17 protein-coding genes, 1 pseudogene and 1 riboswitch are annotated in these 18277 nt (G+C 71.4%); of the genes and pseudogenes, 11 read left to right on the top strand and 7 right to left on the bottom strand.

Going from position 1 to position 18277, the window contains the following annotated elements:
• Positions 1-711 (top strand): annotated as a pseudogene (locus C4T78_RS36855) (hypothetical protein); the annotation flags it as partial.
• 245 nt (positions 712-956) lie between these two features.
• Positions 957-1691 carry an ESX secretion-associated protein EspG gene (locus C4T78_RS34710; protein WP_093357786.1) on the top strand — a complete coding sequence of 245 codons (735 nt, stop codon included), beginning with the start codon at positions 957-959 and terminating at the stop codon, positions 1689-1691.
• 41 nt (positions 1692-1732) lie between these two features.
• Here C4T78_RS34710 and C4T78_RS34705 read toward each other — a convergent pair whose 3' ends face one another.
• Positions 1733-2332: a dihydrofolate reductase family protein gene (locus C4T78_RS34705; RefSeq protein WP_093357787.1), complete on the bottom strand. Its 600-nt coding sequence runs from the start codon at positions 2330-2332 to the stop codon at positions 1733-1735.
• 168 nt (positions 2333-2500) lie between these two features.
• Between C4T78_RS34705 and C4T78_RS34700 the strand changes: the two genes are divergently transcribed.
• Together C4T78_RS34700 and dapA are read left to right on the top strand one after the other, a co-directional pair.
• A complete protein-coding gene (locus tag C4T78_RS34700; RefSeq protein ID WP_235863838.1) occupies positions 2501-3181 on the top strand; it encodes a DUF3159 domain-containing protein in 681 nt (226 codons plus the stop codon).
• A gap of 31 nt (positions 3182-3212) precedes the next feature.
• Entirely contained in the window at positions 3213-4058 is an 846-nt protein-coding gene (gene dapA / locus C4T78_RS34695; protein ID WP_093357788.1) for a 4-hydroxy-tetrahydrodipicolinate synthase, read from the top strand.
• A gap of 448 nt (positions 4059-4506) precedes the next feature.
• Here dapA and C4T78_RS34690 read toward each other — a convergent pair whose 3' ends face one another.
• Positions 4507-5460, bottom strand: a complete 954-nt coding sequence (locus C4T78_RS34690) for an N-acetylglucosamine kinase (protein ID WP_093357790.1) — start codon at positions 5458-5460, stop codon at positions 4507-4509.
• A gap of 326 nt (positions 5461-5786) precedes the next feature.
• On the opposite strand from C4T78_RS34690, the gene C4T78_RS34685 reads away from it, so the two are divergent.
• On the top strand, positions 5787-6629 hold the full coding sequence (locus tag C4T78_RS34685; protein ID WP_093357791.1) for an amidohydrolase family protein: 843 nt from the start codon (positions 5787-5789) through the stop codon (positions 6627-6629).
• Between the two features lie 617 nt (positions 6630-7246).
• On the opposite strand, the gene C4T78_RS34680 is transcribed toward C4T78_RS34685, so the two are convergent.
• From C4T78_RS34680 to C4T78_RS34665, 4 genes are all read right to left on the bottom strand, one after another.
• Entirely contained in the window at positions 7247-8287 is a 1041-nt protein-coding gene (locus C4T78_RS34680; protein ID WP_093357792.1) for an SIS domain-containing protein, read from the bottom strand.
• 132 nt (positions 8288-8419) lie between these two features.
• Positions 8420-9241, bottom strand: a complete 822-nt coding sequence (locus C4T78_RS34675) for a carbohydrate ABC transporter permease (protein ID WP_093357793.1) — start codon at positions 9239-9241, stop codon at positions 8420-8422.
• Complete coding sequence (locus C4T78_RS34670) at positions 9238-10125, bottom strand: carbohydrate ABC transporter permease (protein WP_103908197.1); 888 nt, start codon at positions 10123-10125, stop codon at positions 9238-9240. The genes C4T78_RS34675 and C4T78_RS34670 overlap by 4 nt, the downstream gene beginning before the upstream one ends.
• 39 nt (positions 10126-10164) lie before the next feature.
• Positions 10165-11433, bottom strand: a complete 1269-nt coding sequence (locus C4T78_RS34665; protein WP_093357795.1) for an extracellular solute-binding protein — start codon at positions 11431-11433, stop codon at positions 10165-10167.
• Between the two features lie 287 nt (positions 11434-11720).
• Here C4T78_RS34665 and C4T78_RS34660 point away from each other — a divergent pair, with 287 nt between their 5' ends.
• The 3 genes from C4T78_RS34660 to C4T78_RS34650 all read left to right on the top strand — a co-directional run bounded on the left by C4T78_RS34660 (position 11721) and on the right by C4T78_RS34650 (position 15162).
• On the top strand, positions 11721-12476 hold the full coding sequence (locus C4T78_RS34660; protein WP_093357796.1) for a GntR family transcriptional regulator: 756 nt from the start codon (positions 11721-11723) through the stop codon (positions 12474-12476).
• Positions 12477-12776: 300 nt separating this feature from the next.
• Positions 12777-13712 carry a hypothetical protein gene (locus C4T78_RS34655; protein WP_093357797.1) on the top strand — a complete coding sequence of 312 codons (936 nt, stop codon included), beginning with the start codon at positions 12777-12779 and terminating at the stop codon, positions 13710-13712.
• A 325-nt stretch (positions 13713-14037) separates the two neighbouring features.
• Positions 14038-15162 carry a S1 family peptidase gene (locus tag C4T78_RS34650; protein WP_093357798.1) on the top strand — a complete coding sequence of 375 codons (1125 nt, stop codon included), beginning with the start codon at positions 14038-14040 and terminating at the stop codon, positions 15160-15162.
• A 91-nt stretch (positions 15163-15253) separates the two neighbouring features.
• Here C4T78_RS34650 and thiE read toward each other — a convergent pair whose 3' ends face one another.
• Positions 15254-15925, bottom strand: a complete 672-nt coding sequence (gene thiE, locus C4T78_RS34645; protein WP_093357799.1) for a thiamine phosphate synthase — start codon at positions 15923-15925, stop codon at positions 15254-15256.
• 153 nt (positions 15926-16078) lie between these two features.
• Positions 16079-16184, top strand: a riboswitch (TPP riboswitch).
• On the opposite strand from thiE, the gene thiO reads away from it, so the two are divergent.
• The 3 genes from thiO to C4T78_RS34630 all read left to right on the top strand — a co-directional run bounded on the left by thiO (position 16184) and on the right by C4T78_RS34630 (position 18256).
• Complete coding sequence (gene thiO / locus C4T78_RS34640; protein ID WP_093357800.1) at positions 16184-17302, top strand: glycine oxidase ThiO; 1119 nt, start codon at positions 16184-16186, stop codon at positions 17300-17302. (Overlaps the previous riboswitch by 1 nt.)
• The gene (thiS, locus tag C4T78_RS34635; protein WP_093158442.1) at positions 17290-17490 is read left to right on the top strand and encodes a sulfur carrier protein ThiS; all 201 of its coding nucleotides are present in this window, start codon (positions 17290-17292) and stop codon (positions 17488-17490) included. The genes thiO and thiS overlap by 13 nt, the downstream gene beginning before the upstream one ends.
• Position 17491: 1 nt before the next feature.
• Positions 17492-18256, top strand: coding sequence for a thiazole synthase (locus C4T78_RS34630; RefSeq protein ID WP_093357801.1), 765 nt, complete (start codon positions 17492-17494; stop codon positions 18254-18256).
• The last annotated feature ends 21 nt before the right edge of the window (positions 18257-18277 follow it).

Below are 18277 nucleotides of genomic sequence, written 5' to 3'. Positions count from 1 at the left end.
CCGCCGGACGTGCCGCCGCTCGACGGCCCGCCGCCGCGGCCCGACGTCGGGCCGCCGAGCGGCCCGGTCCCCGCGGCTCCGCCGCGGCACGAAGCTCCGCTCGACGGCCCTCCGGGCCGTCCGCTGCCGCCCGAGGCTCCGCGCCTCGCGGGTCCGCCTCCGCCTGCCGAGCCGCCGCACGCCCCCGCTCCGCAGGGGCCGCCGTCTCCGCCGACGGGCGGTCCGGCCCTGGGCGGTCCGCCGCCGCGCCCACCGGTCGCCCCGGGGCCTCCGCCCCCGGAGAGCGCTCGGCCACCGGCCCGCCCGCCGCAGCCCGCTCCGCCGCGCGCGGAGCCGCCGCGGCAGCCGGAACCACCTCAGCCGCAGCCGACGCCGCAGCGTCCGGTGGTGCCCGCCCGGGCGCCGAAGTTCGCGCAGCGCGCCGACGGCGGGTTCGGCCCGATGGGCTCGGCGGGTGCGCTGGCGAGTTCGTCCGCGCGCGCCGGTTACGGCCGGAACACCACGTGGTCGGCCGACGACTTCAAGGAAGAACGCCGCAGCGACGACGACCTGCAGGTCGGCTCGGGCTACAAGCCGGGCGAGGACGGCCGCAACGTCGTACCGCAGTTCCTGATCGAAGCCGACGAGCTCTTCGACGAGGACGACGGCGAAGGCCGGTTGGTGGCGCCGCCGGTGCTCGGCGAGTCGTCATCGAGCTACCGGGACTTCTAGATGCGTGATCCCAGGCTCGTTCTGCGCGGCGGGCTCTCAGCGGTTCCCTGGACCGCAATGCACGGCGGCCGGGCCGCCCTCGCCGGGAAACCGCTGAGAAGGCGCGGCGGTGCGAGCTGCGGGAGCGGGTCGAGCGCTGCGCGCTTGCAGCTCACGCCGTTGTCGCGACGCGCCTCGCGGCTTCGGCCCGAAGAAAAGGCATCAACCGCCTAGCGCGGGCACCCAGACCTCGAAGAGAGCGTGCGATGGTCGAGACGATCAACCTGTCGATCCCCGCGGTCGACCTGCTCGGTGAGCAGCTGAACCTCACCGTGCGGCAGTACCCGTTCGAGCTGCCCCGGCTCGGCGAGCTGGGCGAGGACCGCAACCGGCTGGTGCAGCAGGTCTGGCAGGAGCTGGAGTCCACCGGCCTGGCCCGCAACGGCCGCCCGGAGCCGGAGGTCGAGGACGCGCTCTACCTGCTGTGCAGCTCCGAGGTGTCGATCGCGGCGGCCGGGCTGCTCGACGTGCGCGCCGGGCACCGGCTGGCCGCGCGGGTGGTGGCGACCGGTGAGGTCGGGGTCGTCGGCGTGCTCGACGGCCGCGGCCTGCGGATGAGCTTCCTGGCCCCGGACGTGCTGCCGCGGGCCTGCGCCGACCTGCTGCCCGACGCCCCGCCGGGAGCCGGGGAGGCGGTGCGCGCGGTGGCCGATCGCAGCAACGGGCACCCGTCGGACGCGGGCATCGAGGGCCTGGCGGAGCTGCGCGCGATCACCTCGCGCCAGAAGTTCCGGCTCGGCCACTTCGTGGTCAGCGGCGACCGCCGCAGCGGTCCGCGCCTGCCGAACCTGATCTGGTTCGACAACGACCAGGGCCGCTACGCCCTGCAGGGCGAGCGCGCCGAGGGACAGGACGTGGTGACCTGCCACCCGGCGGACAAGCGAGCCATCGCCGGCCAGCTGGCCGCCCTGCTAGACCGAACCCGCCGGAACCACATCTGACGCAGGCCCCGGAGATGTGGGCCTCCGAGGCGGGCACAGCGTCACACCGCGTTCCGGCGCTGCGGCCCGACGCCCTCGGGGATCTCCCCGTGGAGGTGCGGGACGTAGACGAGCTTCTGCGTCCGGCCGTCGAGGACCGTCGACTCGACGAGCTCCAGGTCGAGCTCGGCCCCGCCGTGGAGCAGGGCGGCTTCGCCCGCGCGGCCCGTGACGGCGGGGAACATCATGATCTCCAGCCGGTCGACGAGGCCCGCGGCGAGCAGCGCCCGGTTCAGCGAGATGCTGCCGTGCGATCGCATCGGAACGTCGGTGGTGCGCTTCAGGCGCTCGACCGCCACCACCGCGTCCTCGTTGAGGACCGTCGAGTTCTGCCAGCCGAGCGGCTCTTCGAGCGTGCTGGAGAACACGATCTTCGGCAGCTCGTTCATGCTGGCGTAGTAGGGCTCGTCGTACTCGACCACGAAGTCCCGGAACAGCCGGAACGTCGTCGCGCCGAAGACGAGCACCTGGTCCTGCGCGAAGGTGCGCACCCGGTCCTCGCGGACCTCCGGGCCCTCCTTGCCCCAGTACCCGGGCCAACCCGTGGCCGAGCCGTAGCCGTCCACGCTGCAGAAGAAGTCGACGGTGAAGGTGGTGCTCATGGTGCGCTCCTCTTCTCGTGCCGCCCCGAGCGGGCGGGCTTCACCACTACTACGAACGCGACCGGCCCGATCCGACACTCGCCCCGGAACGAGTACCGGACCAGGGCGAAAAGAGGTTCGCAACACGGGTGGGTGCGAGGAAGGCAACCCTTGGGGCAGGCTGGGGGCGTGACGCAGGACCGGCAGGCGGAGATCGTCGAGCACTCGGACGACCGCGATTCGTTCATGCGCTTGCTCGGCGGTTGGGGCAGCGCGATCGATGCGATGCTGCCGCCCGTCGCCTTCGGCCTCGGGTGGTACCTCAGCGGCGAGTCGATCGCCATCGGCGGCCTTGTGGCGGTGGTGGTGGGCGCGGTGGTCGCGGGCTGGCGGCTGTCGCAGCGGGCACGCCCGCTGGCGGTGCTGATCAGCCTGCTGGCCGTGGCGCTCGGCGCGCTCATCGCGCTGTACACCGGGGAGGTGGTGGACTTCTTCCTGCCCCGCCTGGTGACCAACGCGCTCAGCGCGCTCGCCTGGATGACCAGCATCGCGATCCGGTGGCCGCTGCTGGGCGTCGTGGTCGGCACGGCGCTCGGGCAGGCGCGGCGGTGGCGCCAGGACCCGGACCTCCTGCGCGCGTACAGCCGGGCGAGCTGGGTGTGGGTCGGTCAGTACGTGGTGCGGCTGGCGGTGTTCATCCCGCTCTGGCTGCTCGACGCGATCGGCCCGCTGACGATCTCGCAGGTGGTGCTGACCTGGCCGCTGGTCGCGGTGTGCGTGGCGGGCAGCTGGTGGGTCGTGCGCCGGTCGCTGCCCGCGGAGCACCCGGGGCTGAGGCATCCGCGCGCGGCAGCCGGTACCCCGGAGTGACAGCCCGAGGCGGCGCGCGCAGAATGCGCTCATGTCTCTCGGCAGCGTGATCACCGCGATCGTCACCCCGTTCGACGAGCAGCAGCGCGTCGACGAAGCGGCCTTCCTGTCCCTGTTCCGGTACCTGATCGACCACGGCTCGGACGGCGTGGTGGTCTGCGGGACCACCGGTGAGGCTCCGACGCTCACCGCCGAGGAGCACCTGCGGCTGATCGAGCTCGCCTGCGCGGAGCGGCCCGCCGGGGCCACCGTGATCGCCTCCACCGGCTCGAACTACACGGCGCACGCCTGCGAGATGAGCGCGCGAGCGGTCGAGCTCGGCGCGGACGCGGTGCTGTCGGTGACCCCGTACTACAACCGGCCCAACCGGCGCGGGCTCGTCCGCCACTTCACCGAGATCGCGCGGGCCACCGCGAAGCCGGTGGTGCTCTACAACGTGCCGTCGCGGATCGGGCTGGCGCTGGAGGACGACCTGCTCGCCGAGCTCGCCCAGGTCGAGCACATCGACTACGTCAAGCAGGCGGACAACGCCGCACTCGCCCAGATCGACGGCCTCGGGCTGTACGCGGGCAACGACGACGGCTTCGCCCGGGCCCTCGACCTCGGCGGCTGCGGCGGCATCCTGGTGGCCAGCCACCTGGCGGGCGAGCAGATGCGCCGGATGGTCGACGAGCCGGAGAACCGGGCGGAGATCGACGCCTCGCTCAAGCCGCTGTACGCGGCCATGTCGGTGACGACGAACCCGATCCCGGTCAAGGCGGCGCTGAACCTGCTGGGCCACCGGGTGGGCGGTCTCCGGCTGCCGCTGGTCGAAGCCGACGAAGCGGAGCTGGAAGTCATCCGCAAGGCCCTCACCGACACCGGCCTCCTCCGCTGACCCGCGGGGTCCCGGTGCAATTTCAATTGAAATCGCACGTGTGATTTCAATTGAAATTGCAGACCGTCGGCGTGTCGGGGTCTGACACGCCGACGGATCCGCAACTTCCATTGAAATCGGACATCTGATTTCCATTGAACTTGCGGTGAGTTGCCCGCGGACACCGATGCGCCGGGACCTCGGGGCATCCCGCCGTCCACGGGAACTCGGGACCCCGCCGTTCACGGGGACTCGGGACCCCGCCGTTCACGGGGACTCGGGACTCCTCGATGTCCTGGGGGACTCGGGACTCCCCGCCGTCCAGGGGAGCTCGAGATACCTCGATGTCCTGGGGTGCTCGGGACTCCTCGACGTCTAGGGGGCTCGGGACTCCCTGCTGTCCTGGGGCGCTCGGGACAGTCCGACGTCTCGGGGAGGTCGGGGTGCACCGACATTCGTGGGTGGTGGGTCAGGGTGGGAGCAGGCGGGTGTGGAGGGTTTTTGGGTCCGGGGTGAGGTCCAGGGCCGCTAGCCAGGCCGCGCCCGCTGCTCCGGGGCCCGCCGTGTGCGGGGCCGGGAAGCCCCTGGAGGCCAGTTCCGTCCGGAGCGTCTTGCCGAGCGGGTTCTCCGGTGCCACCAGGCCGCCCGCCAGGACGATCGGGGTGTCGTCGTCGGGTGCGCGGGTCCGCGCCGCGGTGTCGACGAGCACCCGCGCCGCGCGCTCGACGATCTCCGTCGCCACCGGGTCCGAGGCCTTGGTGACCAGCGGGGCGAGCTCGGCGAGCCGGATCGGCGGTGCCGCGTGCACCGCGGTGATCAGCTGCTTGCGGTGGGCCTCCGGATCACCGGGCAGGAGGGCCTCCCGGACGGCTGCGGTGAGGCCGTGCAGCGGCTCGCCGCGGTCCAGCGCGCCGAGCGTGGCGCGGACGGCTTCGCGGCCGAGCCAGTAGGCCGAGCCCTCGTCGCCGAGCAGCCAGCCGTAGCCGCCCGCGACCTCGATCAGCCGGTGCTGCTCGATGCGGGCCGCGATCGCCCCGGTGCCCGCGATCAGCACCGTGCCGTCCGGTTCCGGGGTTCCGGCCGCGAAGGCCACCTCGCAGTCGCTGATCGCGCTCAGCTCGCAGCTCAGGCCCAGGCGTCCCCACTCCCGCTCGAACAGGTCGCGGAACAGCGGGTCGGCCATCTTGCTGACCCCGGCCATCCCGATCACCGCAGCGCGCACGGCCGCCGGATCGACGTCGCGCAGGGCGGCCCGGGTGGCGGTCGCGATCTGCCGCACCGCCTCGTCGGCCGGGTGCGAATTCGGATTGCCGCCGGCGGCTTCGCCGACGCCCAGCACGCGGCCGGACAGGTCGCTGATCAGGGCGCGGCTGCTGGTGCCGCCGACGTCCATACCGAGAACCACCGCTGCTGCGTCGGGCATGCGACATTTCTACGCGTTCCCGGTCCCGCGCACGACAAGAAAATCGAACATGACTGTTCTCGCCAATCGCTGGATTCCGCGTTCGGGAACGGCTATACATCGAGGCGTTTGCGCGATCATCCCGGGAGAAGCACCATGGTCGACCTCGCCTGGCAGGCACCGTCCGAAGTGGACGAGGAGGGCCGTTGACGCTCTTGTGTCAACCGGAGTCCTGCTCAACCGCACCTCAGTCAGGGGACCGTGATGCAACCCAGCCACAAGAAACCCCCAAGCGTGAGATCGACTCCGGACGCAACCACCACTGAAAATCGCGGAGAGGCGGAACAGTGACCGTCGACACCCACCACCACCTGTGGGACCTCGACGTCCGCGACCAGCCGTGGATCACCGGGCCCGAGATGGAGCCGCTGCGCCGCGACTTCCGGCCCGCCGACCTGCAGGCCGCGCTGAAGGGCAGCGGGGTGGACGCCACGGTGCTGGTACAGACGGTCTCCGACCCGGACGAGACCCCCGAGATGCTGGTGCTGGCCGACTCGGTGGACCGCATCGCGGCGGTCGTCGGCTGGGTCGACCTGACCGCCCGCGACGTGCGCGAACGGATCGGCCGCCTGCAGACCCACCCGTCCGGCGGCTGGCTGAAGGGCATCCGCCACCAGGTGGAGGGCGAACCCGACCCGGACTGGCTGGTCCGGCCCGACGTGCTCAACGGGCTGGCCGCGGTGGAGGACGCCGGCCTGGTCTACGAGCTGCTGGTCCGCACCGAGCAGCTGCCCGCCGCGATCAAGGCCGTCGGCCAGTTCCCGCAGCTGACATTCGTGCTCGACCACTGCGCGAAACCACCGGTTGCCAGCGGTGAGCTGCAGCCGTGGGCGGACCGCATCCGAGCGCTGGCGGCTCACCCGAACGTGGTGTGCAAGCTGTCCGGTCTGGTCACCGAGGACGACTGGGCCCGGCAACCTGATCCGGTGAGCCTGCAGCCCTACGTGGACGTGGTGCTGGAGGCCTTCGGCCCGCGCCGCCTGATGTTCGGCTCCGACTGGCCGGTGTGCCTGCTGGCGGCGGAGTACGGCCAGGTCATCGACGTGGCCAGGCGGCTGACGTCGGGCCTGGACGACCGGCACCGCACGGCGGTTTTCGACGCGAACGCCCGAGAGGTGTACGACATCTGAGGACTTTGTCCTCTGTCCGAGCCCGCGCCCCGACGTGTGCGGCCTGCTCCGTTCGGCGTAACCTGGCGATGCCCGCCCCACCCCGCCCCCTCGGTGAGGCGGGCTCTTCTCTAGTTTCCGCTGGCTGATCTGCGTGGCGGTGCGGGTGGCGGAACCTCAGACGCCGCCTCGACTGCGGGAGCCCGTTCTTATGTATGTCCGATGCACGGCGAACAGACTGTCCTCGCCAGGCGACGTCTGAGAACCCGCGGCGGTGCAAGCGGCGTGGGCGGGTTATGCGGCTGCGGCGCGTGCGGCACCTTCCGCGCGGTGCCAGCAGTGCGTTGCGGTCGCCGTTCACCGCCGAAAGCGGCTCCGCCGCTTGCCTGACGATGGCCGGCCCGCCGACTGGCCTCGCCACTTCACCTCGCCTCGCGGCTGCCGGGTTCTGGTCGGGGCCGGTTTCCGGGCTTGCCGCGCTGCTCCTGCTTCGGCGGTGGCGGCTGTTTCGGCTGGGCTTGGGTCGTGAGTGGTTTGCGGGGTTATGGCGCCGCAAAACGCTCACGGGCTTTGACCTGGCGAAATGGTGTGCGGGAGCTGGTGCGGGGCCTGCCGCCGTCGGCAGGCCCCGTCGTGGGTCAGCGGGTCCGGGTGACCTTGTTGAGGCCTCGGGGGTTGTCCGGGTCGAAGCCGCGGGCGAGGGCCAGGCCGAGGGCCAGCTGCTGGACCGGGAGGATCTCCAGGACCGGGGCCAGCTCCTCCGCGCAGGCCGGGACCGGGATCCGGTGGCTGGCCGGGATGTCCGCGGCCGCCGAGCCGATCGCGCAGATGTCCGCGCCGCGCTGGGACACCGCTTCCAGCGGTTCGCGCATCGCCGCGCCGCCGATGCCCTGGCTGGCCAGCGCGAGCACCGCGGTGTCCGCGTCGACCGCCGCGACCGGGCCGTGCAGCAGGTCCGCACCGCTGTAGGAGCGGGCCGACAGGTAGCTGGTCTCGGCCAGCTTCAGGGCCGCTTCGTGGGCCGTGGCCAGCGAGTAGCCGCGCGCGGTGGTGACCATCCGCTCCAGGAAGCGGTAGCGGCCGACCGCCTCGTCGACGGCGTCCTTGCCGTCCGCCAGGGTGGTCTCGGCCAGCTCCGGCAGCTTCGCCGCCTGCTCGCCGGTGCCGCCGCGCACCGCGTCGATCAGCAGGTAGAGCGCCAGCAGCGTGGCGCCGTAGGTCTTGGTCGCCGCGACGGCCTGCTCGCGGCCCGCGCGGACGTCCACCGACAGCTCGGCGGCCGAGTTCAGCGGCGAGTCGGCGGTGTTGGTGACCGCGACCGTCAGCGCGCCCTGCTTGCGGGCGGACTCGGTGACCTCCAGCAGGTCCGGCGAGCCGCCGCTCTGGCTCACCGAGATCAGCAGCACGTCGGTCAGGTCCGGCTGCGCGCCGAACAGCGTGGTGGTGGACGGCGAGGCCAGCCCGGCGGGCAGCTGCAGCAGGGTCTCGACCAGGTACTTCGCGTAGAGGGCGGCGTGGTCGCTGGAGCCGCGCGCGGCGAGCAGCGCGAAGCGCGGGCGGCGCTGCGCGATGGTCGCCGCGACCTCGGCGATCGCGTCCCGGGTGGCCAGCAGGTCGGCGAAGATCGCGGGCTGCTGGCGGATCTCGTCGGCCATGTGCTGGCCGTGGGTGGCGGTCATCGGCCCATCCCTTCGATTGAGGTCTAGACCAATCGTACTCGGGAACGGCCCCGGGGCTCAATCTTCGCCCGGAACGAAGGCGGCCGCCTCCACAGCCGGAAAGCCCGGCTCGTGGAGGCGGCCGTCGGCTTGTCAGCCCTTGACGGCTCCGGCGGTGATGCCGGAGACCATCTTGCGCTGCACGATCAGGAAGAACACCAGCACCGGCAGGGTGAACAGGGTCGCCGACGCCATCGTCGCTCCCCAGTCGGTGCCGAACGCGGTCTGGAAGGTCTTCAGGAACACCGGCAGCGTCTGCAGGTCCTCGGAGCGCATCAGCACCAGCGCGTACAGGAACTCGTTCCACGCGGTGATGAAGGCGAACACCGAGGTCGCCACCAGGCCCGGGCCCAGCAGCGGCAGGGTGACCCGGCGGAACGCCTCGGCCCGGCTGCAGCCGTCCACCATGGCGGCCTCCTCCAGGTCGATCGGGATCCCGTCGATGAACCCGCGCAGTGACCAGATGGTGAACGGCAGCGTGGTGATCCAGTACACCAGGATCAGCGCGGGCAGCTTGTTGAGCAGCCCGAGGTCCCGCATGAACAGGAACATCGGCACCATCAGCGCCTCGAACGGCACCATCTGGGCGACCAGCACGAGCATCAGGAAGCCCTTGCGCCCGCGGAAGCGGAACCGGCTCATCGCCAGCGCCGCCAGGGTGCCCGCGACCAGCGAGCACAACACCGCGGTGAGCGTGACCAGCAGGCTGTTGCCCAGGTAGCGCAGGAAGTCCGAGCCGAACAGCGCGGTCGTGTAGTTCTCCAGCGTGACCGCGCTGGGCACCAGGTCGTAGGACGTGGACAGCACCTCGCCGCGCGGCTTGATCGAGCTGGTGAACATCCAGTAGGTCGGGAACGCGAACACCAGCGCGATGGCCAGGGCCAGCGCGGACAGCCCGATTCGGCGGATCGTCACAGCTCTCCCTCCTGGGACCGCAGCAGCAGGCGCAGGTACTGGGCGCAGACGATGACGAGCACGATCACCATCAGCACGCTGACCGCGGCGGCCACGCCGAAGTGCTTGCCGGCGATGCCCTCCAGGTACTGCAGCACCGGCAGCGTGGTGCTCTCACCGTTCGGGCCGCCCTCGCGGACCGCCCAGACCTGCGAGAACACCTTGAAGTCCCACAGGATCGACAGGAACGTCACGATCATCAGCACCGGCTTCAGGTGCGGCCAGGTGATCGAGGAGAAGGTCTGCCAGCCGTTCGCGCCGTCGATCCCGGCCGACTCGTACAGGTCCTTCGGCACGCTGAGCAGCGCGGCGTAGAGCGTCATCGCCACGAACGGCACGGCCTGCCAGACGATCAGGATGCCGACCACGGTGAGCGTGCTGGTGCCGCTGGCGAACCAGGAGGCGCCTTCGAAGGAGTCGAAGCCCAGCAGCACCAGCGTCTTGTTCAGGATCCCGAACTGCTGGTCGAAGATCCACTGGAACACCGTCGTCGCGGCCAGCTGCGGCATCGCCCACGCCAGCAGCAGGCTGATCTGCAGCACCACCCGCGGCACCACCGGGATGTGGTTCATCAGCAGCGCCAGCAGCAGCGCGATGACGACCGTGGCGCCGACCATGGCGGCGGTGAACACCACGGTCCGCAGCGCGATGACCCAGAAGTCGGACCCGGTGAGGATCTGCGCGTAGTTGTCGAAGCCGGCCCAGACGACCTCACCGCGGGTGAGCTCGCCGAGGTCGAGCTTGCGGAAGCTGGTGATGATCACGTTCACCGCGGGCCAGCCGAGCAGCACGACCAGGGCCAGCACCGCGGGCGCCATCAGCAGGTAGGGCAGCGACACCGTCATTCGGGGGCGGCGCCGGGCGGGTGTGCGTGGCGGTCATGATCAGTTCTTCGCCGCCAGCAGCTTGTCGATCTTGTCGTTGGCCTCCACCGTGGCCTCCACGATGGTCTTCTGGCCGGTCAGCACGGCCGTCATCATGTCCTTCAGCGGGTTCTGCCCGGACTCGACGGCGGCCCACTGCGGAACGGCGGGCGGCACCTTGCCCGCCTTGGACGCGATCGCCATCGCGGCGCTGACCGGGTTGGACTCCAGCGCGCTGGTGTCCTGCGAAGCACCCGGCACGACACCGCTCTGGGCGATCTTGGTCTGGTACTTCTGGCTGGTCAGCAGCTTCAGGTAGTCCTTGGCGGCCTCGGCGTCGGCGCTGCCCGCCGGGATCGCCAGGTTCGAGCCGCCGAGGAACACCGGCGCGGTCTTGCCCGGGAACTTCGACGGGATCGGGAAGGCGCCGGAGATCTCGGCGATCCGCGGGTTCTGCTCGGCGGCGGTCTGCACCTCCCAGGGCAGCGCGATCATCATCGCGGTCTTGCCCTTGGCGTAGATCTCGGCCTGCTGCGGCTCGGCCTCGTCGGTGTCGGCCGGTGCCTTGGTGGCCGATTCCTTGACCAGCTGCTGGTAGAACGCGATGCCCTCGCGGGCCTGCTCGGTGTCCAGCGCGCCCTGGTAGTTCGGGCCCTCCTGCACCGCGAGCTCACCGCCGGAGTCCCAGACGAACGACAGCAGCGCGTACCAGGACTGACCGGGCAGGTAGAGCGACTGGAACTCGGGGTCCGAGCCGTGGGTCTGCTGCAGCTTGGCCAGGACGCCCAGCAGCTGCTCGCGGTTGGTGGGCATCTCGGTGATGCCCGCCTTGTCGAACAGCTCCTTGTTGTAGACCACCACGCGGTTGGCGGCGTAGAACGGCACGCCGTACTGCTTGCCCTCCCAGGCGCCGGACTCGCCCAGCGCCGGGACCCACTGCGACTTGTTCAGCGCTTCGGCGTCGGCGGTCAGGTCGAGCAGCGTTCCCTCGGCGGAGAACTGCGGGTTCTGGCTGTTCCCGAGCTCGATCACGTCCGGCGGGTCGTCGCTGGCCAGCGCGGTGGTCAGGCGGTCCTGGATGCCGTTCCACTGCTGGATCTGGTAGTCCACCTTCATGCCCGGGTGGGTCTGCTCGAACTCGGCGTTGAGCTCGTCGATCAACGCGTCGGACGCGGAACCGTCCATCAGCCAGACCGTCAGGGTGTTGTCGCTGGCGCCGGGTCCCCCACCGCATCCGGCTAACGTCAACGACAGCGCGGCCGCGGCCGCGAGCGCTTTCCAGGCCTTCAATTTTCGCCCCTTCCTCCGCCGCAGTGCGGAGTTGCAAGCTTTTGGTGTAGACCAATGCGATGAGGATTGTGGTGCCGCACACCCGATGTCAAGGGTTCGCGGGGTTACTGTTCACCCACGCATAAGGCTGGCTTGAGCTTCAGGAGTCGATCGCCGTCTGGCCCGGATGGGGCGACGGTGCTCGCCGCGCCGTTCGGTTCGGGCATGCTGAAGAGGTCTGGACGACTTCGGCGAGGCGACGACCACGGCGCTTCTGGGGTGGCAAGGTTGTGGCGGTAGGAGGAACGATGCTCGAAACGTCCGTGTCCGGCGGGGCGGACTCATCGGGTCGCGCGCAACGCGAACCGAAGTACTGGGGGCTCAAGCAACATCTGCTGGACATGCTCCGCTCGCTGCCGCCGGGATCGCCGATTCCCACCGAGCGGTCGCTGGCCGCCGAGTTCGACGTCTCCCGCACCACCGTGCGCCAGGCGCTGGCCGAGCTGACGGTGGAGGGCAGGCTGCTGCGGGTGCAGGGCAAGGGCACCTTCGCGGCCAAGCCGAAGGTCGCCCAGCGGCTGCAGCTGAGCAGCTACACCGAGGACATGCGGGCGCACGGCAGGCAGCCCACCTCCCGCCTGCTGGAGGTCGTCGAGGAGCCCGCCGATCCCGAGCTGGCCGCCCTGCTGGACACCCGGCCCAGCGCCACCGTGCTGCGGCTGCGCCGGTTGCGGCTGGCCGACGGTGAGCCGATGGCCATCGAGACCACCCACCTGCCGCTGAGCCGGTTCCGCGGCCTGACCGGCCGGCTGGAGTCCGGCGGCTCGCTGTACCAGGTGCTGCGGGAGAACTTCGAGGTCGAGCTCGGGCACGCCGAGGAGACGATAGAGACCGCGCTGGCCAGCCCGGAGGAGGCCGAGCTGCTGGGCTCCGAGGTGGGCCTGCCGATGCTGCTGCTGTCCCGGCACTCCTTCGACACCGAGGGCCGCCCGGTGGAGTGGGTGCGCTCGATCTACCGCGGCGACCGGTACAAGTTCGTCGCCCGCCTCAACCCGCCGAGCTGATCCACCCGCCGAGTCAGAAACCGCAGGTGGTTGTTCTGGCTGGGTGGCGGAACCCGAGTGCTTCCCCGGGCTGCGGGTCCCTCCCGATGCATGGCCGAATGCGCGGCGGAGGGGCCGCAGAACGCTCAGAACCCGCGGGTGCTCACTTCGCGTGCGTGCTCGGAGCACCAGCGCGGACGGCTTCGCCGACAGGCCGTTACGCGGAGTGGGAGTACTCACGAAACGCGCTGATCAGGAGAAAAGCCGCGCCATCGACCGTTTTCCGTTCTGGAGAGAGTGCGTTCGAAGTGCGTGGGAGCCATGGTCAGGCAGAAAGAGGATCCGCAGGGCGAGCCGGATGAGAAGGACTCGGACGAGGAGAAGTCCAAGAAGATCGAGATCAAGCCGGCGCAGGTCGCGGGGGCGGCCACCGCGTCGGTGACAGCGGCGTTCCTGGGTTCCAAGCTCGGGGTGGCGGGCACCGTCATCGGTGCGGCCATGACGAGCGTGATCATCACCGTCGGCGGCGCGCTGTACCAGCGCTCGTTCGAGAGCGCCCGGGACAAGGCGCTGCACGCTGCGGTGAAGGCCAAGCGCGCCACGCGCGCCCATGCCCGCCAGCTGGCGACCGAGGCCCGCGGCGCGGCGAAGGCGCAGGACGAGTCGACGCGCCTGCTGTCGCCGGAGGTGACCCGCCGGATCCGCGTGGAGTCCGGCATGCACTGGCCCGGCGGTGAGCAGGTCGTCGATTCCGAGGGCACCAGGAAGATCGACGAGTCGACCACGTTGCTGGCCGTGGAGAGGGCCGAAGCCCCGGTGTCGCCGCCGGTCGACCGGCGCAAGCGGAGGATGCGCTGGGTGGTGGCGGCGGCCACCTGCGCGGTCGCGTTCGTGGTGAGCATGCTGGTCGTCACCGGCTTCGAGGGGATCACCGGACGTCCGCTGTCCGGCGGCGAGAGCGGCACCACGCTCGGCCAGGTGCTGGACCGCGAGCCCCGCAAGGAAGTGGCTCCGCCCGCCGAGGAGGTCGAGAAGCCGGTGCGGACGCAGACCCGCGAACCCGCGCCGACCACCGAGGTCCGGCCGACGCAGGAGCCCACCCAGCAGCCGACGCCGGAGAACCCGCAGCCGAGCCGGCAGCCGACCCAGTCGCCGTCGACGGAGCAGACGCCGACCCAGCAGCCGACTCGGACGCAGGAGCCGAACCAGCCGACGCCGCCGACGGAGCGGTTCCAGGATCAGCTCCGTCCGGAGTGATCCGCCGGCTGTGCACAGTGCCGGTTCTGCCCGCGACCACCGCGCTTCCGAGTCCGGAATGCCCGGTTGGTCTTGGGCAGGACCGGCACTTCGCCGTTTGTGAGCGTTCTTCATATTTCCCGCTTCGCGTCCACCGTCGAAAGTGGCACCTCGGGCCGGTCGGCGGACCAATCCCCGGGTGGTGCGAACGGCCGCCGGGCTACCTCGATCAGGCCGTTTTTGCGCATGCTGAGGCAAAAGGTGGATGTGGGACCGCAGTAGTCCTCTGATACTGGCAGCGCGACGGGGGCTGAAGAGATCCAGCTCACAAAGAGGGAGACAACAGATGAAGCGCAGACTCGCGGCTCGGTTGGCCGGGTCCGTGATGCTGGCAGCCGGAACGGTGGCCGCCCTCACGATGCCGGCGACCGCTACCGGATCCGCTCCGCCGGAGACCCCGGCGGCGACGACCCAGCTCGATGCGATGCAGCGCGACCTCGGCCTGACCCGGGACCAGGCGCTGCAGCGGTTCGACCAGGAGGCCGAGGCCGCCCGGGTGGAGCAGACCTTGAGCCAGTCCTTGGGCGGCGCCTACGGCGGCTCGTACTTCGACGCCCAGCAGGGCAAGCTCGTCGTGCTGGTCACCGACCAGGCGCGCTTCGACGAGGTGCGCGCGGCGGGCGCGGTGCCGCGGCTGGCCAACTTCAGCGCTGAGCAGCTCAACGGCGTCATCGCGGGCCTCAACGCGCGCAGCGCCGACGCCCCGAAGGCCGTCTCGGGCTGGTACCACAAGGCCAGCGAGAACGCGGTCATCCTCACCACCCGGCCCGGTTCCGCGGCTCTGGCGGCCCAGTTCGTCCAGGCCACCGGCGTCCTCAGCGAGGCCGTGCGCGTCGTCGAATCCCTGGAGAACCCGCGGACCTACGCCGTGATCGGCGGCAACGCCTACTACATCGGCAGCGGCAGCCGCTGCTCGGTCGGCTTCTCGGTGCAGGGCGGGTTCGTGACCGCCGGCCACTGCGGCCAGACCGGTGCGACGACCTCCCAGCCCACCGGGCGCTTCGAGGGCTCGACCTTCCCGGGCAACGACTACGCCTGGGTCAGCGTCAGCTCCGACACCCCGGAGCCGCTGGTGAACAAGTACGACGGCACCACCATCGGCGTCGCGGGCTCGACCGAGGCCTCCGAGGGCTCCTCGATCTGCCGCTCGGGCTCGACCACGGGCTGGCAGTGCGGCACGCTGGAGGCCAAGAACCAGTCCGTGCAGTACCCGCAGGGCACGGTGACCGGCCTGACCCGCACCAGCGCCTGCGCCGAGCCGGGTGACTCCGGCGGCTCGTTCATCACCAACGACCAGGCCCAGGGCGTGACCTCGGGCGGCTCGGGCAACTGCAGCTCCGGCGGCACGACCTACTACCAGCCGGTGAACCCGATCCTGCAGACCTACGGCCTGACCCTGCTCACCCAGTAAACCCGTCTCCCCGCGCGGCCCCCGGTCCTCGACCGGGGGCCGCGTCGCGCAGGGGGTCGGTCGATTCCGCGCGGAATTGACGCCGATCTGGTCAGGGGAGGCGGTCGCGGAGTTCGCGGGCTGCTGCGCGGGGATCTTCGGCCTCGGTGATCGCCCGGACCACCACGACGCGCTCGGCGCCTGCCTTGAGCGCGTCGTCGAGGTTCTCCGGGCCGATGCCGCCGATGGCGAACCACGGCCGACCGTGGCCGCGGTGCTCCGCGGCGTGCCGGACCAGGTCGAGCCCGGCCGCCGCGCGGCCCGGCTTGGTCGGCGTCGTCCACACCGGGCCGGTGCAGAAGTAGTCCACGCCCGGCTCGGCCGCCGCGGCGTCGGCCTGCACCACGTCGTGCGTGGACCGGCCGATCGCGATCTGATCGCCGACGATGCGCCGCGCGATGTCCACCGGCAGGTCGTCCTGGCCCAGGTGCAGGATGTCCGCTTCGGCGGCGAGCGCGACGTCGGCGCGGTCGTTGACCGCGAGCAGAGCTCCGTGCCGGACGCACGCCTCGGCCAGCACCTCCAGCGCCGTCAGCTCGTGGCGCGCTTCCAGCGGTGCACCACCGGGCTGCTTGTCGCGCAGCTGCACGATGTCGACACCGCCGGCGAGCGCGGCGTCCACGAACTCCGCGAGATCGCCGCGCTCGGTGCGAGCGTCGGTGCACAGGTAGAGCCGCGCCTCGTTGAGGCGGGCGCGAATGCCGAAGCCGTCCATTCCAGGCATGTCCCACAGCGTAACTCCACTCGTTCGCGCCCTACTCGTCTCGCGGTGCGGGCGCCTCCGCCGGAACGAGCGCTCCGCGCTCGCGGCGGGGAAGGAATCCGCTGCGCGGGCGAACAGGGCTCGGAGTCGGCGATGTCGGCAGGTACGGTGTAAGGCGGTGAGCACGGGAGCCCGGTCGCCGGGCTGAGAGGGGGCGTTGGCCCCGACCGTCGAACCTGATCCGGGTCATGCCGGCGCAGGGAGCGTGGAGTGTCTGAATTGCGTACCGCACACGTCGTCGTGGTCGGCGGCGGAGTGATCGGGTTGTCGGTCGCCTGGCGCGCAGCAGCTGCCGGGCACCGCGTGCAGCTGGTCGATCCGGAACCGGCTTCTGGTGCGTCCTTCGTGGCCGGCGGCATGCTGGCGCCGATCGCCGAGGCCTGGCCCGGCGAGGAGGAGCTGCTGGAACTGGGCAGCACCTCGCTGGAGCGGTGGCCCGGTTTCGCCGACGAGCTCAGCCGCGCGTCCGGCCTGCCGTCCGGGCTGCGCCGCGAGGGCACGCTGGTGGTGGGCGTGGACAGCGCGGATCGCGCCGAGCTCGACGAGCTGGCCGGTTACCTCTCCCGCCAGGGCCGCAGCGTGACCAGGCTTTCCGGCCGCGAGGTGCGGCGGCTCGAACCGTCGTTGGGGCCCGCGGTGCGCGGCGGGCTCGAAGTCCCGGGAGATCTCGCGGTCGACAACCGCTCGGCGCTGGCCGCGTTGCGCGCGGCGGCGACGGCGGCCGGAGTGGAATTCGTCGCCGCGCCGGCGAGAGCCGTCCGCGCGGGCGTGGTGGAGCTGGAAGATTCAACTGTGGACTGCGATGTGGCGGTGATCGCCGCGGGCGCGCGCTCCGGCGAGCTGCACCCGTCGCTGCGCGGCCGGATCCGGCCGGTCAAGGGCGAGATCCTGCGGCTGCGCGCGCGGGCCACCGCGCTGCCGCCGCCGAGCCGCACCGTTCGCGGACCGGTGCACGGCCGACCGGTCTACCTGGTGCCGCGCGACGACGGGGGACTGGTGCTCGGCGCCACCCAGTACGAAGTCGGGTTCGACACCGAAGTCACCCTGGGCGGCGTGCGAGACCTGATCGCCGACGCCGAGCAGGTGATGCCGGGCATCGCGGAGTACCAGCTGGTCGAGGCCAGGGCCGGGCTGCGCCCGAGCACCGACGACAACCTGCCGGTGCTCGGCTGGCTGGAGCCGGGCGTGCTGGCCGCCACCGCGCACCACCGCGGCGGGTTCCTGCTCGCGCCGGTGACCGCGGACGCGGTGCTCGCGCTGCTGCGCGGCGACGAACCGGACGCGCTGATCAAGGCCACCGATCCGAACCGATGGGGAGGACAGCAGTGCACGTCGTGATCAACGGGCAGTCGAAGCAGGTCGCCGACGGCGCCGGGCTCGCCGCGGTGCTCGCCGAGTTCGGCGTTCCCGAACGGGGCGTGGCGGTGGCCGTGGACGGAGCGGTGGTGCCCCGCAGCAGCTGGCCCGGGACCGACCTGCGGCCCGGCGCCGCTATCGAGGTCCTCACCGCAGTGCAAGGAGGATGACGTGGACGACCCGTTGCTGATCGCCGGTCGCGAGTTCGGCTCGCGGCTGATCACCGGGACCGGAGGGGCGACGAACCTCGCGGTCCTGGAGCGCGCGCTGATCGCGTCCGGAACCGAGCTGACCACCGTAGCCATGCGCCGCGCGGACGCCGGTGGCGGCACCGGCGTGCTCGACCTGCTGCGCAAGCTCGGCATCGAAGCGCTGCCGAACACGGCGGGCTGCCGGACGGCGGCCGAGGCGGTGCTGACCGCGCAGCTGGCGCGCGAGGCGCTGGAGACGAACTGGGTCAAGCTGGAGGTCGTCGCCGACGACGACACCCTGCTGCCCGACCCGGTGGAACTGCTGGACGCCGCGGAACAGCTGGTCGACCAGGGTTTCGTGGTGCTGGCCTACACCAACGACGACCCGGTCCTGGCGCTGAAGCTGGAGGAGATCGGCTGCGCCGCGGTGATGCCGCTGGGCTCGCCGATCGGAACGGGGCTGGGCATCCGGAACCCGCACAACATCGAGATGATCGTCTCCCGCGCCTCGGTGCCGATCGTGCTCGACGCGGGCATCGGCACGGCCTCGGACGCGGCGCTGGCGATGGAGCTGGGCTGCTCGGCGGTCCTCCTGGCCACGGCGGTGACCAGGGCCCAGGACCCGGAGCGCATGGCGTCGGCGATGCGCTCCGCGGTCGAAGCGGGGCGCCTGGCGTCCCAGGCGGGCCGGATCCCCAAGCGCTTCTGGGCGGAAGCCTCCAGCCCGGGCCGCCCCATGGCCTGATCCAGCGCCCCCCCGGCAAGT

Source organism: Saccharopolyspora kobensis (genome assembly GCF_900108315.1).
GTDB lineage: Bacteria > Actinomycetota > Actinomycetes > Mycobacteriales > Pseudonocardiaceae > Saccharopolyspora > Saccharopolyspora kobensis.
Note: the sequence above shows the minus strand (reverse complement) of the source record. Positions and strands in the feature narration are given on the sequence as shown.

Coding starts and splice junctions, on each gene's coding strand:
- dapA (WP_093357788.1), top strand. CDS start 3,213: ATGTCTCTCGGCAGCGTGATCACCGCGATCGTCACCCCGTTCGACGAG.
- C4T78_RS34650 (WP_093357798.1), top strand. CDS start 14,038: ATGAAGCGCAGACTCGCGGCTCGGTTGGCCGGGTCCGTGATGCTGGCA.
- C4T78_RS34710 (WP_093357786.1), top strand. CDS start 957: ATGGTCGAGACGATCAACCTGTCGATCCCCGCGGTCGACCTGCTCGGT.
- C4T78_RS34705 (WP_093357787.1), bottom strand. CDS start 2,332: ATGAGCACCACCTTCACCGTCGACTTCTTCTGCAGCGTGGACGGCTAC.
- C4T78_RS34655 (WP_093357797.1), top strand. CDS start 12,777: ATGGTCAGGCAGAAAGAGGATCCGCAGGGCGAGCCGGATGAGAAGGAC.
- thiE (WP_093357799.1), bottom strand. CDS start 15,925: ATGCCTGGAATGGACGGCTTCGGCATTCGCGCCCGCCTCAACGAGGCG.
- C4T78_RS34660 (WP_093357796.1), top strand. CDS start 11,721: ATGCTCGAAACGTCCGTGTCCGGCGGGGCGGACTCATCGGGTCGCGCG.
- C4T78_RS34670 (WP_103908197.1), bottom strand. CDS start 10,125: ATGACGGTGTCGCTGCCCTACCTGCTGATGGCGCCCGCGGTGCTGGCC.
- C4T78_RS34680 (WP_093357792.1), bottom strand. CDS start 8,287: ATGACCGCCACCCACGGCCAGCACATGGCCGACGAGATCCGCCAGCAG.
- C4T78_RS34690 (WP_093357790.1), bottom strand. CDS start 5,460: ATGCCCGACGCAGCAGCGGTGGTTCTCGGTATGGACGTCGGCGGCACC.